The sequence below is a fragment of the Microscilla marina ATCC 23134 genome (assembly GCF_000169175.1).
Lineage (GTDB): Bacteria > Bacteroidota > Bacteroidia > Cytophagales > Microscillaceae > Microscilla > Microscilla marina.
The window spans coordinates 15,205-30,168 of the sequence record NZ_AAWS01000009.1; the positions used below are offsets into that span (position 1 = coordinate 15,205).

Here is a 14,964-nt window from a genome sequence, read left to right on the forward strand (position 1 = left end):
CAACAATAAGGCTTTGCCATATATAATCGAGTATAAGAAACCAGCAGTTTAGTAAGCAATCATGTTAAAAGGAATCTCTACATCTGCCTGATAATCTTCACCATTATCAAACATATCAAGATCACTCTTCTCATAATACCAGTTTACTTCTACGTCTCCGTCGTTGTTGAGGTGGTAATCTTCCAGTAACTTGAGTATTTTCTGAAATTTTACAAAAGTACTGGTGTTAAAGTACTCCATCTTAAAGTTGAATTGTACCTTTTTACCACTACCTTCGGTGTACTTGGTCAGCCAATCAATAATTGGTTTGAATACCGACGAAGTATCTTCCGGGTAAGAGTTTCCTGAAATTTCAAGTATTCCGTTTTCTGCATTGAAATCAACTCTTGGTTCTTCGTCCGTAGGATCTATGTGTAAATTTTCCATGTTATTAATCAACTATTTTTGACTAAATTTTGACCTTTCTCTAGCGAGCAATATCAGATGCCTGTGAGGGATATAAAATTCCTGAAATGGCATATAACTTTTAAAATGGTCTATCATATTGAACACACCATTTACAATTGTTGGAAAGTTATTGATTTTTTTTGTTTGAGCAAAGAAAAAATCAAGTGAGCTTTTCAAAACAATTCTTATACAAACCTTGCGCCAAATAAACGTAAGTTCAAACATTCAAATTTTGCAGATTTATAGCATAAAAACAACTATTATAGGTATAATTATACTTAAGGGTGCCTTACATACATTTGTTTTGGGGTAATCTATCAATAGAATACTATCAAAATAATATTTTTTGTGTATCTAAAAGCTTTAATAACCAGTAAACTCTAAGAAAAGTTTGCTCTCCTAAGCTTGCCTTGCTACAACAGAAAACATGAAGTGCTCTAAGGAAACAAAGTTCGTGCTTGGTGAACGGTGCCGCAAGCCAAAGCTACAGTGCTACTTTAGCTTCACCTTTGCTTGTGCGAAAATCCTGTTGTATAGATGCCAATGCTTTGGCGGTCTCTTGCTAGGTGAAGTTTTTGAAGAAGTGTACTGATCAGAGATGATGTTTGACGGGTAACTTTTATTGTTTTACTTACTATAGTTTGGGGCAATATATTAAAACCAATGATCTATGAATAACTTAAAAAGCATATTTTTGTTACTTTGGGTGTTGCACCAGGCTGCTGGTGTAGCACAAGCTCAAAATGAACTGACTGACTTTCTTGACAAGGCATTTCATAAACAAAGACGAGATGCCCTAAGGCAACTGATGCCTGCCAAATCAGTAGCAGTGTTTTTTGCCAACCCCGTACGCAATCGTGCCAACGATGTAGAATATGTGTATCATCAAGACCCAGAGTTTTATTACCTGACAGGCTATCGTGAACCCCATGCCTTGTTATTGATTTTTAAAGAAGCACAAACCAGCGCCACAGGCGACAAGTACAACGAAGTGTTATTTGTACAGCCCAAAAGTGCCTATATGGAAATGTGGACAGGACGACGGTTGGGTACCAAAGGGGCTAAAGAAAAATTAGGGTTTACCCAAGTATACAATAACGACAAGTTTCGGGGTTTCTCAATAGACTTTACCCGGTTTAATAAAGTGTTACATTATCGTTTGCCCAACGATGTACGCAATGGAGGCTTGTACCGTTTGATACAACAGTTTAAAAGTAAATCAAAAATGCAGACTGGACAGGCAGAACGCCCTAAAAACGATCCTAATAATAATTTGGATACCAAAACTTTACATCGCTTCATGTCACAGCTGCGGGAAACTAAAACCGAGGAGGAGTTGATCTTGCTTAAAAAAGCCATTTTTATTTCGGCCATAGCCCAAAAAGAAGTAATGAAAGCAATGAAGCCCCAGATGTCAGAAAGCGAAGTACAAGGTATTCATGAATATGTATTTAAAAAGTACGGAGCAGAGTATGAAGGTTACCCTTCTATTGTAGGGGCTGGACACAATGGCTGTGTGTTGCATTACATTACCAATAACAAGCCTAAATTAGGCAATGATTTGGTTTTGATGGACCTAGGGGCAGAGTATCATGGGTATTCAGCAGATGTAACCCGTACTATTCCTGCAAATGGCAAGTTTAGCAAAGAGCAAAAAGCCATTTATGATTTAGTGTATAAAGCACAAGAAGCTGGTTTTAAACAGTGTAAAGTAGGCAACGCATTTAATGATCCCCACCGTGCCGCAGTAAAAATAATTAATAAAGGCTTAGCTGAACTAGGTATCATTGCCAGTGCTACTACCCATCACCGATACTTTCCGCATGGTACTTCGCATTATCTGGGGTTAGATGTACACGACAAAGGACGCTATGGAACATTTAAACACAACACAGTGATTACGGTAGAACCTGGTATTTATATACCTGAGGGCAGCCCTTGTGATAAAAAATGGTGGGGCATAGCAGTGCGTATAGAAGATGACATATTGATTACCAACAAAGGCTGGGTAAACTTGTCGGCAATGGCTCCCCGCAAATCGGATGAAATAGAAAAAACGATGGCGAAAAAAAGCCCTTTTGATGAAATAAAACTACCTGATTTGAATGAGTTGATCAAGAAGAATAAATAAATTACACACAAAGAACCGATGCTTCAAAGCATTGGTTCTTTGTGCTTATTTGGGTAAACTATCTTTAGTTGTTGGTTTCATTTTACACCACAAAACCTTTTTATCAAATACTCCACCAATCAATAAATGATCTTTGTATGCCACCGCAGCACTTGAACCTGACAAGCTATTCCCGTTGTTGAGGTACACTTCTTTTACTTCATAAATACCCTCCTGTTGATATATAATTTCAATGACTTGGGAGGGTGATTTTTTCTGACTATCTTTTTGGTGAGCCACAAAAGCAAAAAGCTTAGGGTGACACCCTAGCCATAAATGACCTTTTTCGTCCAACTCTATATTATCTACACCAGTATGTACCTTAATCGTTTCTACCAACTCTAGTGTGTGGTCAGGTTGGCGAGTATATACTATCACCTCACCATTGGTAGGAGAGGCAACAAAAATCATTTTCTTGTTAGAACTAATATTTATCCCGTTGGCGTAAGCAATACCAGAAGTAGCCACCTTCATTGTTTTGCCATCATAGAAGTTGACCGAGCCTAACGGCAACTTAAGGTAGTCTTCCATAGTTCGGAGCCAGCCTTTGAGGTATCGATGGTCATTGGTTACATAAAACTGCCGTTCACCTACTGCTACTACGTCATTGGGTGAGGTCATCAAATTGTGTTGTATACTTTCAAGGTAAACAAGTTGGGTGTCCCGAATCTCAAATTTTTCTATAGTTTGATGGGTGTTTAGTTTGGAGTGGTTTACCACAAATAGTAGTTCTTTGCCAGAAGAGGTTCTAAAATAACTCATGCCATGCGGGTGAAACTCTCGCTTAAAGTCAGGCAACATGTTGACAGGTGTTGCATCAGGTTTTTTAAGGTCTAAATAATAGATACTACCTGGAGTAGGGGTAGGCTTGCCAGCCAATGTAGTACGGCGCTTATCTACTGACAAATACGCAACCTCTTTTTGTCGGTTGATAATGATGTCTTCTGCACCTCCAGCTGTTTTAACTACTTTTTCTGATCCGGCAAAGTGGGGTTTGATGCTTTTAAACACACCCGCGTCGTACAGTGTCTTGATTACCAGTAAAACCAAAAAAAATAAAGCAAATGTTAAGACCCTACTTATAATTTTTTTCATAAGGATTGAGTTATTTTACAGTAATAAGTTTGTTCAAAGTTAACAAATACACCTTTTTTTAATGTTAAAAAGTGAAGCAAAGAATTAATTGAATAAAATGAAATAACTACATTCATTATAATTTAGTTGTTGACACATTCCTAAACAAAACAGAAATAATAAATTAATCCAATGAAACAAACAGCCATGTCGTTTAATGAAGCAGGTTATTTTTGTAGTTTTACTCAGCAAGGGTAAATCGTAAAAAAATGTGTTATGTACAATGAAAAATCTCGTGCATAAACAAATTATTTTTGCAAGATTGCTTAATTCGTTATATTATAATTAATAACATTCAAATAGCATATATATGAAGTTGAAAAGCATTGTTTTACTGGGCTTAATCATAGCACAGGTAGGCATAGTTTCGGCAAAAACGCCTACATCTAAAAAATCTACTCCGAAAACCTATCTTATTTATAAGAATTCACAGCTTTATTGGATCACTAATGGCGATACCACCAAAAAAGCTCCCAAAAATTGGTTTAACCTAGATGAAAAAAAAGACCAGGTACGGGGAATAAGCACCGAGCTTGCTTATAAGAAGTTGTTGCGCAGAAAAAAATCTAAAACTGTCATTGTAGCAGTCATTGACTCAGGAATAGACACTAAACACCCTGACCTTAAAGGTAAAATATGGGTAAACAAAAAAGAAATCGCAGGCAATGGCAAAGATGATGACAATAATGGTTATGTAGACGATATCAACGGTTGGGACTTTATTGGCGGTAAAGATGGTAAAGACGTAGATGCTGACACTTATGAAGTAACACGTGAGCTTGTTCGTCTGGAGAAAAAATTTGCCAATGTAGATGCGGAAAAACTAGATGATAAACAAAAAGAGGAATACAAGTATTTCTTAAAAGTAAAGAAAGCTTACCAAAAGCAATACATGGAGGCTCGCCAAGGCTATAGTATTTTGCGTAAAATTTGGGAAGGATATCAACTGTTGCAGAAAGAGATGGGTAAAAAAGATTTTACCAAAAAAGACCTGAAAGAATTTAAAAGTGAGAAGGAAGAGATAAACCGGGCAAAACAAATGTTAAATTTTGCTACAGCCAATGGCATCCCTCTTAATCAACTTGAGGCGGTGTTTAAGCAGTATGAGTCTATGTATAAGTATGGGGTAAACAAAGAGTTTGATCCCCGTTCTATTGTAGGAGATGATTATAGTAAACTGAATGAAAAAGGGTATGGCAACAACGAAGTACAAGGACCTGATGCTGACCATGGTACTCACGTTGCTGGTATCATTGGCGCCAATAGAAAGAATAAGATTGGCATGAAGGGAGTAGCCGAAAATGTGAAAATTATGGTGTTGAGAGCAGTGCCCAACGGCGATGAACGTGACAAAGATATAGCCAATGCAATTCGTTATGCAGTAGACAACGGAGCCAGAGTAGTAAATATGAGTTTTGGTAAGGCATACTCTCCTCATAAGGCGTATGTAGATGCAGCTGTAAAATACGCAGAAGAAAAAGGCGTGCTATTGGTGCATGCAGCGGGTAATGACCACGCCAATCTTGATGAAACCCCAAATTTTCCGAATAAAATGTTTAAGGAGTCGGGTAAGTCTGCAACCAACTGGATTGAGGTAGGAGCCTCGTCTTGGGGGGATGAAAAAAACTTTGTTGGGAATTTTTCTAACTATGGCAAAACTACAGTAGATGTTTTTGCCCCTGGTGTAGCCATTTATTCTACTACCCCCGACAATAAATATGCAGACCATGATGGAACCAGTATGGCAGCGCCGGTAGTATCAGGAGTAGCGGCTTTGTTGATGTCTTACTTCCCTAAACTGTCAGCAACAGATGTAAAAGAAATTATCTTGAAATCTTCGGTAAAATATACTGACAAAGAAATAAACAAGCCTGGTGGTAAAAGCAGTATTGTATTCAGTGAACTGTCGGTTACAGGTGGGATTGTAAACGTATACCAAGCAGTAAAAATGGCAAAGAAATGGAAACCTAAGAAGAAGTAAGTTCCATATAGAATAAATTATTTAAAAAGCCTCGTAAAATTAGTTTTGCGGGGCTTTTTAAATGTAAAAATCTTATTTACATAAGCCTTATGGCCTACTGCTAAGTTTAAGGGTGCGACAGGTTTTTTCGGCGGCAGCTTGTTCTGCCTTCTTCTTACTAAAGCCTGAGCCTTTGGCTACTGGCTCATCATCTATAATGACCTGGGCTATGAATTGACGTTGGTGTTTGGAACCTTCTTCTCTAACAATTTCAAATTTAAGGTCACGATTGTTTTTTTGTGCCCACTCGATGATAATGCTTTTATAGTTTTGGTTATTTTCTATAATATCATCCAGGTCGAGGTGACCCAGCACAATTTTTCTGACAACAAATTTACGGCAGTAATGAAAGCCTTTGTCTAGGTATACAGCACCTACTAAAGCCTCCAGAGCATCACCCCCCATTGACTTGTAAGTAAAGTTGCTTTTGGGGTTACCCTCATATCGAATCAAGTCTTGTATGCCCATTTTGCGGGAAAGTTGATTCAATGACTCACGGTTAACGATACGCGCACGTATTTCGGTTAAGAAGCCTTCTTCTTTGAATGGGTATTTTTTGAATAGATAGTCGGCAACTATAGCTCCCAAAATGGCATCGCCTAAATATTCCAGCCGCTCGTTCGATTCCTTAAATCCATCTTGCAGCGATTTGGATGCCGATGTATGACTTAGGGCAAGTTGATAAAGAGCAAGGTTAAACGGCTTGTGTCCTATGATTTGCTTGATAGCTATGGCAAGCCGTTTTTCTTCTTTGGAATGTTTACGAAGTAGTTTAGATAGAAATCTAAAAATCACTACATTTCTAATTTTTTAAATATTAAAGAAAAGTTATGACCTCCAAAACCAAACGTGTTACACAAGACATAGTTTACTTCTCGTTCTTGTGCTTTGTTGAATGTAAAATTCAACTTTTGATCAAACTGTTCATCACCAGTTACATGATTAATAGTAGGTGGAACTGTTTGGTGTTTGATGGCTAAGATACTTGCTACTGCCTCTATGGCACCAGCTGCACCTAGCAGGTGTCCGGTCATTGATTTGGTAGAGCTTATATTCAGATTATATGCGTGCTCTCCAAACACTTTTTGAATGGCTATAGCTTCACTTAAGTCTCCCAAAGGAGTAGAAGTGCCATGGACATTGATATAATCTATAGCTTCGGGTGCAATGCCTGCATCATTTAATGCATCTTTCATCACATTAATAGCTCCCAAACCTTCTGGATGGGGGGCTGTAAGATGGTAAGCGTCTGAAGACATTCCTCCACCTACTAACTCGGCATATATAGTAGCACCTCTAGCTTTGGCGTGTTCGTATTCTTCTAGTATAAGAGCACCCCCACCTTCTCCCATAACAAAACCATCTCGGTCTTTATCGAAAGGGCGTGAGGCCGTTTCAGGAGAATCATTTCTTTGCGAAAGCGCTTTTAGGGCATTAAAACCACCTATACCTGATTCAGTAATAGCTGCTTCTGAACCACCAGATACTGCTAAATCAATTCTACCCAAACGGATATAATTGAAAGCATCTACCATGGCGTTGGTTGCCGAAGCACAAGCCGAAACAGTTACGTAGTTTGGACCTCTAAAACCATATTTGATAGATATATGACCTGCGCTTAGGTCAGCAATCATCTTAGGAATAAAAAACGGATTAAACCTTGGAGTTCCATCTCCTTTGGCAAACTCTGAGACTTCATCCTGAAATGACTTCAAACCTCCAATGCCCGCTCCCCATATTACACCAACTCTATCTTTATTGATTTTGTCAAGGTCAAGTTGAGCGTCTTTGATTGCTTCTTCACTGGCAACCAAAGCATAGTGGGCAAATTTATCCATGCGGCGGTGTTCGCGGCGGTCAATGTGGTCATTGACATTGAAGTTTTTTACCTCGCAGGCAAATTGAGTTTTGAATTTTTCAGCGTCAAAATTAGTAATTGGAGCAGCCCCGCTTACCCCATTTTTCAACCCATCCCAGAAATCTGATACAGTGTTACCAATAGGAGTAAGTGAGCCTAATCCAGTTACTACAACTCTTCTTAAATTCATAAACAGAGTTTATTTTTTACTTAACGTTCTCTTCTAAGTAGGTGATAGCGTGCCCCACAGTAGCAATGTTTTCAGCATGATCGTCAGGAATAGAAATTTCAAATTCTTTTTCAAATTCCATGATCAGTTCAACAGTATCAAGAGAGTCGGCACCTAAATCGTTTGTGAAACTTGCTTCCTGAGTAACTTCTGACTCTTCTACACCAAGTTTGTCAATGATGATATTTTTAACTTTTTGTGCGATATCTGACATTTTTCAATAATAGTTTAGTTAAAAAACTTTGCAAAGAAATACATTAAAAATAATATTATCAAACAATTTTATCGATTCATGATTTGTTTTGCTGGAAATTGAAGGAATGTTAATTTTAATTCTCTTTTCTTACTAATTTGGCTTTTGCTGAGCAAATTCTCTTTTTGGTGTGGTAGATAGTGGATTTTGGTAGGGCAGTGATCAGCAACTCTTTAAGTACAATGTCTATTGAAAGCAGGCTTTTGCGCTTAAAGGGTTTATGCAGGTGATTCAGTGCTGTTTAAAACCCAATTTCTGGCAGTATTACCAATATATTGTAATGGTTTGCCAAAATAGAGGCACTATTTGCTCAAAATTTAGTGCATATTGCCATCCAATAACACAATTGGAAAACGCTTAAAACAAAATTCAAACACATTTAATCATTTAAAATGAAACCATTTTTTAACAAAACAAAAGTAATTGCTACTGTAGGTCCTGCAATTAATACCAAAGAGAAACTTCTTGAGATGGTATTGGCTGGTACAGATGTGTTTCGTTTAAATTTTTCGCATGGATCACACGATGAGCATAAGAAGGTGATTCAGTACATCAGAGAATTAAACAAGGAACATAACCTGAACATTTGTATTCTTCAGGATTTGCAAGGACCTAAAATACGCTTGGGGGAAGTAGCTTCTGATCAGGAAATATTGAAACCCGGCAAAAAAGTAGTGATTACCAATGAGCCTGTCAAGTCTACCGCAAAACGTATATATACTACATACAAAGGCTTGATTAAAGATGTAAAGCCTGATGACCAGATTTTGATAGATGACGGTAAGATTGAGCTAAAGGTAATAGAAATCAAAGACAAAGAAGTAGTAGCTGAGGTAATATATGGAGGACAGCTTAAGTCTAAAAAAGGGATTAACTTGCCAAGTACTGCTATTTCTTCCCCTTCGTTAACCGAAAAAGACACCAAAGATCTGATGTTTGGCTTGGCGCAAGGGGTAGACTGGATTGCTTTGTCTTTTGTGCGTTCGCCAATAGATGTATTGTTGCTTAAGCATATTATCAAACAGCAAGGCAAAGAAACTAAAGTAATTGCCAAAATAGAAAAGCCAGAAGCAATCTCTCAGATTGACGAAATTATAGAAGCTACCGATGCTATCATGATCGCCCGTGGTGACTTAGGGGTAGAGGTGAAAATAGAGGAGGTTCCCATTATTCAAAAAATGGTGGCGTACAAGTGTCGCCAGGCAGGTAAACCCGTGATCATTGCTACCCAAATGCTGGAGAGTATGATTGATAACCCACGTCCAACCCGTGCCGAAACCAATGATATTGCCAATGCGGTAATGGACGGGGCTGATACTTTGATGTTGAGCGGAGAAACTGCCGTAGGCAAATACCCTATAGAAACAGTGACAACCATGAACGAGACTATTCGTATCATGGAGCAAAAAACAGAAAGCATTTACCACAAAAAAGAAGTGCTGCACCGTAAGTCACCTACTTTTTATAATGATAGTATTATAGCCGCTGCTTGTGTGTTGGCTCAAGATACGCACGCCAAGGGTATATTAGGCATGACACAGTCGGGGTATACTGCCTTTCAGGTAGCTCGTTTTCGCCCTAAAGCACACATCTTTATTTTTACAGCAAACCGAAAACTGCTCAATCGCTTAAGTTTAGTATGGGGAGTAAGAGCTTTTTATTATGATAAGTTTACCTCTACCGATGATACTTTTGACGAAGTGTTAGAGTTTTTGCAAACAGAAGAACACATCCAAAGAGGGGATATATGCATCAACCTGGCAAGTATGCCTATAGCCAAACGCCAACGAACCAATACTATTAAATTGTCTCAAATTTAGAGAGAATGATACAATATAATTTATTAGATATGATAATCCAGATTGAAACTGTGACAGGTTTTGGTCTGGATTATTTTTTATAAGAGGCTGATCAGGCCATTAAAAGATAATACACTTACTTAACCACTGATAACAATATAGTAACTTGCCTGAGGGGATAAAATAACCCTTAGATACCTTGTACACTATGGTGTAGTAAATGACCAGAGTTCATTTTTATAAAATCAACCTATAGAGATCAAACTAAGATTAAAAATTTACCACATATTACCCATTTTTACTCGCAAAAAAGACAAAGCCTTGTGCTTCACAAAATATTGGCGTAACATCTGTTTCCCACCTTTGCTCCCATAAAATTTACTTACCCTTTTACACAAATGTAGTGTATGTGTTGACTGTGATTAGAGTATCGATACATACACTTATTAATGTTTGCCTAGGTTGTAAATGCGTGATAAACGACCTGTTGTTGTTGGTCACGAGCAACCTTGTAGTTTAAACTTAAACCTTATAAAACAGATGAAGAAATTTTTACTAGCCCTGGCTTTATGCCTGGTGGGTGTAAGCTATAGCTTTGCCCAAACAATGGCTAACAATCAAAGAACACGTATTGTAAAAATTACTCGTACTACTTCGGGTAAAACATCCCAAAAATTACACAACTATTTTGATCAAGGTTTGGCTCCTTTTTATCACGGAGTGGCTTCTGGAGACCCCTTGTCTGACCGAGTAATTCTGTGGACAAGAGTTACCCCTGATACTCCTGGCAATATAGAGGTGATTTGGCAAGTAGCCACTGATCCAAAAATGCAAAATATTGTAAACTCTGGTGTAGTAGTGACCAATGAAGCCAAAGATTACACGGTAAAAGTAGATGCAGATGGACTACAGCCGGCAACTACCTATTACTACCATTTTAGTGCTTTGGGTAGAAACTCATTGGTAGGACGTACCCGTACTGCACCTACTGCCAATGTAGAAAACTTACGTTTTGTGGTGGTATCTTGCTCTAACTATCAGAGTGGTTACTTTAATGCGTATGGCAACATTGCCGAACGCAACGATATTGATGCGGTGATTCACCTGGGCGACTATATCTATGAATACGCTACTGGAGAGTTTGGTTATACCGATGAGGTAGGACGTACCCACGAGCCAAGCCACGAAATTATTACCTTAGAAGATTACCGTATTCGCTATTCTTACTACCGTTTAGACCCTCAATTGCGTCGTTTGCATCAGCAGTTGCCTTTTGTTACAGTATGGGACGACCACGAATTTGCCAATGATGCTTATAAAGATGGTGCTCAAAACCACCAAAGTAATGAAGGAAGCTGGGGCAAACGTAAAGGCAATGCTTTTAAGGCATATTTTGAGTGGATGCCAGTGCGCACCAGTGACCTAGTAAAAAACCGTATTTACCGTAAGATAAGCTATGGCAACTTGGTAGACTTGATTATGCTAGACACACGTATAGAAGGACGTGAAGCACAAGCAGGAGGCGGTTTATTTAGAAAAAGCACAGCTAAAAAACTAGAAGCACGTGCCCGCGAATTGTCACGAAGCCGCACTACCGAAGGCGACAAGTTGACCACTTTGTTGAAAGAGTTTTTACCTTATATGGTAAATGTCAACACTGGCAACCAAAAAGCTCCCAATGCCCTGACCACTGAGGAGTTCGACTTTGCGATTAAAACTTTAGTAAAGTGGGTAGAAGCCCGCAAACAAAGTAAAGATGTAAAAACCCAGCCTGAATTTCTAAAGTTGAGAAATTTGTTGTTGAAAGCACAAAAAGACAGTCCTGATCAGCAAGCGCGTACTACAGCCCAAAGAAGCATGTTGGGAGCTGAGCAACTTGCTTGGTTTAAAACACAATTAAGCAGCTCTTCGGCTAAGTGGAAGTTGATTGGAAACCAAGTAATGTTTTTCCCTTTCAATGGTTTTGACATCAAAGATACCTGGGATGGCTATCAGGACGAGCGAGGTAAAATCATTGATTATGTGATGGATAAGAATATTAAAAATGTGGTAGTGGTAACAGGTGACATCCACACTACTTTTGCGGCTGATGTGCCTACTTCACAATGGAAATATGCCTTATTTGGTAAGCGTTACTCAGCAATGGTAGAGTTTGTAACCTCAAGTGTCACCTCAGCCAACTTTGATGAGTTTGTAGATCTAGGCTTGATCGGTGATTTTGCTGGTTTTGTTGCCAGTGGTTTGCTTGATGTATTAAACCCTCACTTGAAGGAGCGTAATCTTGAAGACCACGGTTATATGGTGATAGATGTAAACTCAGACAGAGTTCAAGCTGACTGGTTTTATATGAACGACATCAAGACTCGTAACAATAGCCAACGTTATGGACAAAGCTGGTATGTTCGCAACAACGAACGTTATTTACGCAAAGCAAGCCGTGCTGCTGCTAACCGTAACCTTTATACTGCTTCTGCACCTACTACACCTTTAAACAAGCGTGTAAGCAACCATAATACTGGAGCTGGTTTGTTGGTAGTAGGTAACTATCCTAATCCGGCAAATACTGAAACCAACTTGCACTATGCTTTGGCACAAGATGGTAAAGTTCAAATCTTGATTTATAACAATAAAGGCAAATTGGTAAAAAGTGTGTTGAGCCAATCGCAAGAGGCGGGCTTATACAATGTTACTTTTGGAGTAAACGACCTTAAGGCAGGTACTTATATCTATAAAGTAATTACTCAAGGCAAATCAGTAAGTCGCCGTTTATTGATTAGACGATAACTTTGATTGAGAATGATAAGGTACTAATCACAAAATAGAATGTGTGATTTTATTACTCTATATTTGGATTTATTCCTTATTTAATGTATATTAAAAATCACATGCTGATTCAGTATGTGACCGTGCCCTTAGTGTGTGAAGTTGCAAAGCTCTACATGCGGGGGCATTTTTTATGTTTTAAACCTTACAACTCAAATAAAAAGCGAACTTCGTTTAGAGAGCACTTGCTGTATGGGCTGGCAAAGTAAACCAAGTTACGTCACTGATAAAAGGACTTAGGAACGTGTTCAAAATAAGTGTCGAGATTGAGGGCGTATACTCGACTGAGGCACTTTTTGCAGTCGTAGCCATAGCTACGGCGAAAACCGATGGCTGCAGCCCTGCTGCGCCGAGCTCTGCCAAAGGCTAAAAGTAACGAAAGTCAGTAAAGAGAACCGCAGAACGAAGTTCAAGCTCTGCGAAGCTAATATGTTATAAACCGGACAGCTTCAAAGTCCCGATTTCTTATCGGGGTTATTGTTGAGGGCTATGCCCGAAATCCCGTTTACGGGGCGATCACGTTCCTTAAGCAACAACAGAGGACCTTGTGTCCCCTGTTATGTACATTCAATATATAAGCTATCCAAAAATTATTCCCACTCTATAGTAGCAGGTGGTTTTGAACTAATGTCGTATACTACCCGATTTACCCCTTTTACCTTATTGATAATTTTGTTAGAGGTTTCGGCAAGAAACTCATAAGGTAAATGTACCCAATCAGCTGTCATGCCATCCAAACTATGTACCGCACGTAACGCCACCACATTTTCGTAAGTACGTTCATCACCCATTACTCCTACCGATTGTACGGGAAGCAACATAGCACCTGCCTGCCATACGTCATCATACAAACCACTGGTTTTGAGGCCGTTGATAAAAATAGCATCTACTTGTTGCAAAATGTCTACTTTCTCTGGAGTGATGTCACTTAAGATACGAATGGCAAGTCCTGGACCAGGGAAAGGATGACGACCCAAGATTTTGTCATCAATTTCAAGACTCTTACCTACCCTCCGAACTTCGTCTTTAAATAATGTATTGAGTGGTTCTACTACTTTTAAGTCCATTTTTTCGGGTAAACCACCTACATTATGGTGCGACTTAATAGTAGCTGAAGGCCCTTTGACTGAAACTGACTCTATAATATCAGGATAAATCGTGCCTTGGCCTAACCATTTGACACCTTGTATTTTATTGGCCTCTGCCTGAAACACATCGATAAATTTACCACCAATGGCTTTACGTTTTTGCTCAGGGTCTTTCAAGCCTGTGAGTACATCATAAAAATCTTGCTTGGCATCTACTCCAGTTACATTGAGTCCCATGCCTTTATAAGACTCCAGTACTTCTTCAAACTCGTCTTTACGCAACAAGCCATTGTCTACAAAAATAGCATATAAGTTTTTGCCAATTGCTTGATGTAAAAGTACGGCAGCCACTGACGAATCTACTCCACCCGAAAGCCCTAACACTACTTTATCGTTGCCTATTTGGGCTTTTAGTTCAGCTACAGTAGTTTCAATAAAAGAATCAGGAGTCCAGGTCTGTTCACAACCACAGATGTCTACCACAAAGTTTTGCAACAACTGTTTGCCTTCAGTAGTATGGGTTACTTCAGGGTGAAACTGTATACCATAGGTATCCTGATTAGCAATTTTATAGCCTCCTACCTTTACAGATGCGGTACTGGCAAGTATCTCAAAACCTTCAGGAATATCAATAATACTGTCTCCATGAGACATCCAAACCTGTGAGTTGCTTGGAATATTTTTAAATAAAGTAGCATTACTCTGTACAAAGTGTAGATTAGCTCTTCCGTATTCGCGGGTAGCCGAAGGTTGTACTTTACCACCTGCTTTGTGTGCCATCAACTGTGCGCCATAGCACACCCCTAACAAGGGAACTTTGCCTTGAAATTTTGCTAATGGAAATGTAGGAGCTCCAGTGTCAAGTACTGAGCATGGACTCCCTGACAGAATAATCCCCTTGACATTAGTCAAGCTTTCAGCATTGTTTAAAATCTCATTGTTATAAGGAAGAATCTCACAGTAGACATTCAACTCGCGTACCCTACGAGCGATCAATTGGGTATATTGGGACCCAAAATCGAAGATTAGAATTTGTGTTTTGGTATTGTTTGGCTTCATGAGGCAAAGGTAGTTCGAATAAAGGATTTTGCCAATGAGTGATTTTAAATTTTACTTTAATTGTGAGGTGATCACTATAAGACT

Annotated in this window: 10 protein-coding genes; 4 read left to right on the forward strand and 6 right to left on the reverse strand. The window is 38.9% G+C overall.

Going from position 1 to position 14,964, the window contains the following annotated elements; translation table 11 throughout:
- Positions 1 to 48 precede the first annotated feature (48 nt).
- Positions 49 to 426 carry a DUF1987 domain-containing protein gene (locus tag M23134_RS09525; protein ID WP_004155412.1) on the reverse strand — a complete coding sequence of 126 codons (378 nt, stop codon included), beginning with the start codon at positions 424 to 426 and terminating at the stop codon, positions 49 to 51.
- 691 nt (positions 427 to 1,117) lie between these two features.
- Between M23134_RS09525 and M23134_RS09535 the strand changes: the two genes are divergently transcribed.
- Positions 1,118 to 2,578, forward strand: coding sequence for an aminopeptidase P N-terminal domain-containing protein (locus M23134_RS09535; RefSeq protein ID WP_004155415.1), 1,461 nt, complete (start codon positions 1,118 to 1,120; stop codon positions 2,576 to 2,578).
- A 45-nt stretch (positions 2,579 to 2,623) separates the two neighbouring features.
- Here M23134_RS09535 and M23134_RS09540 read toward each other — a convergent pair whose 3' ends face one another.
- Positions 2,624 to 3,712: a serum paraoxonase/arylesterase 2 gene (locus M23134_RS09540; RefSeq protein ID WP_004155418.1), complete on the reverse strand. Its 1,089-nt coding sequence runs from the start codon at positions 3,710 to 3,712 to the stop codon at positions 2,624 to 2,626.
- A gap of 349 nt (positions 3,713 to 4,061) precedes the next feature.
- Here M23134_RS09540 and M23134_RS09545 point away from each other — a divergent pair, with 349 nt between their 5' ends.
- Positions 4,062 to 5,732, forward strand: coding sequence for a S8 family peptidase (locus tag M23134_RS09545; protein WP_004155420.1), 1,671 nt, complete (start codon positions 4,062 to 4,064; stop codon positions 5,730 to 5,732).
- A gap of 87 nt (positions 5,733 to 5,819) precedes the next feature.
- On the opposite strand, the gene rnc is transcribed toward M23134_RS09545, so the two are convergent.
- Genes rnc through M23134_RS09560 form a run of 3 tightly spaced genes read right to left on the reverse strand, consistent with a single transcriptional unit; the run spans position 5,820 to position 8,072 of the window.
- Entirely contained in the window at positions 5,820 to 6,566 is a 747-nt protein-coding gene (rnc, locus tag M23134_RS09550) for a ribonuclease III (protein WP_004155422.1), read from the reverse strand.
- The gene (gene fabF, locus M23134_RS09555; protein WP_004155424.1) at positions 6,566 to 7,819 is read right to left on the reverse strand and encodes a beta-ketoacyl-ACP synthase II; all 1,254 of its coding nucleotides are present in this window, start codon (positions 7,817 to 7,819) and stop codon (positions 6,566 to 6,568) included. Before fabF ends, rnc begins: the two co-directional genes overlap by 1 nt.
- Before the next feature lie 16 nt (positions 7,820 to 7,835).
- Entirely contained in the window at positions 7,836 to 8,072 is a 237-nt protein-coding gene (locus tag M23134_RS09560; protein ID WP_004155426.1) for an acyl carrier protein, read from the reverse strand.
- Positions 8,073 to 8,503: 431 nt separating this feature from the next.
- Between M23134_RS09560 and pyk the strand changes: the two genes are divergently transcribed.
- Positions 8,504 to 9,931 (forward strand): pyruvate kinase, encoded by a 1,428-nt coding sequence (gene pyk / locus M23134_RS09565; RefSeq protein ID WP_004155427.1) that lies wholly within the window; start codon positions 8,504 to 8,506, stop codon positions 9,929 to 9,931.
- A 519-nt stretch (positions 9,932 to 10,450) separates the two neighbouring features.
- Positions 10,451 to 12,694, forward strand: a complete 2,244-nt coding sequence (locus M23134_RS37795) for an alkaline phosphatase D family protein (protein WP_004155429.1) — start codon at positions 10,451 to 10,453, stop codon at positions 12,692 to 12,694.
- A gap of 629 nt (positions 12,695 to 13,323) precedes the next feature.
- Here the strand turns inward: M23134_RS37795 and guaA are convergent.
- Entirely contained in the window at positions 13,324 to 14,880 is a 1,557-nt protein-coding gene (gene guaA, locus M23134_RS09575) for a glutamine-hydrolyzing GMP synthase (protein ID WP_004155430.1), read from the reverse strand.
- Positions 14,881 to 14,964 lie beyond the last annotated feature (84 nt).

Bases quoted from the DNA above. Each gene is read 5' to 3' on its own strand.
- M23134_RS09525 (WP_004155412.1), bottom strand. From the start codon at position 426: ATGGAAAATTTACACATAGATCCTACGGACGAAGAACCAAGAGTTGAT.
- M23134_RS09535 (WP_004155415.1), top strand. From the start codon at position 1,118: ATGAATAACTTAAAAAGCATATTTTTGTTACTTTGGGTGTTGCACCAG.
- M23134_RS09540 (WP_004155418.1), bottom strand. From the start codon at position 3,712: ATGAAAAAAATTATAAGTAGGGTCTTAACATTTGCTTTATTTTTTTTG.
- M23134_RS09545 (WP_004155420.1), top strand. From the start codon at position 4,062: ATGAAGTTGAAAAGCATTGTTTTACTGGGCTTAATCATAGCACAGGTA.
- fabF (WP_004155424.1), bottom strand. From the start codon at position 7,819: ATGAATTTAAGAAGAGTTGTAGTAACTGGATTAGGCTCACTTACTCCT.
- M23134_RS09560 (WP_004155426.1), bottom strand. From the start codon at position 8,072: ATGTCAGATATCGCACAAAAAGTTAAAAATATCATCATTGACAAACTT.
- pyk (WP_004155427.1), top strand. From the start codon at position 8,504: ATGAAACCATTTTTTAACAAAACAAAAGTAATTGCTACTGTAGGTCCT.
- M23134_RS37795 (WP_004155429.1), top strand. From the start codon at position 10,451: ATGAAGAAATTTTTACTAGCCCTGGCTTTATGCCTGGTGGGTGTAAGC.
- guaA (WP_004155430.1), bottom strand. From the start codon at position 14,880: ATGAAGCCAAACAATACCAAAACACAAATTCTAATCTTCGATTTTGGG.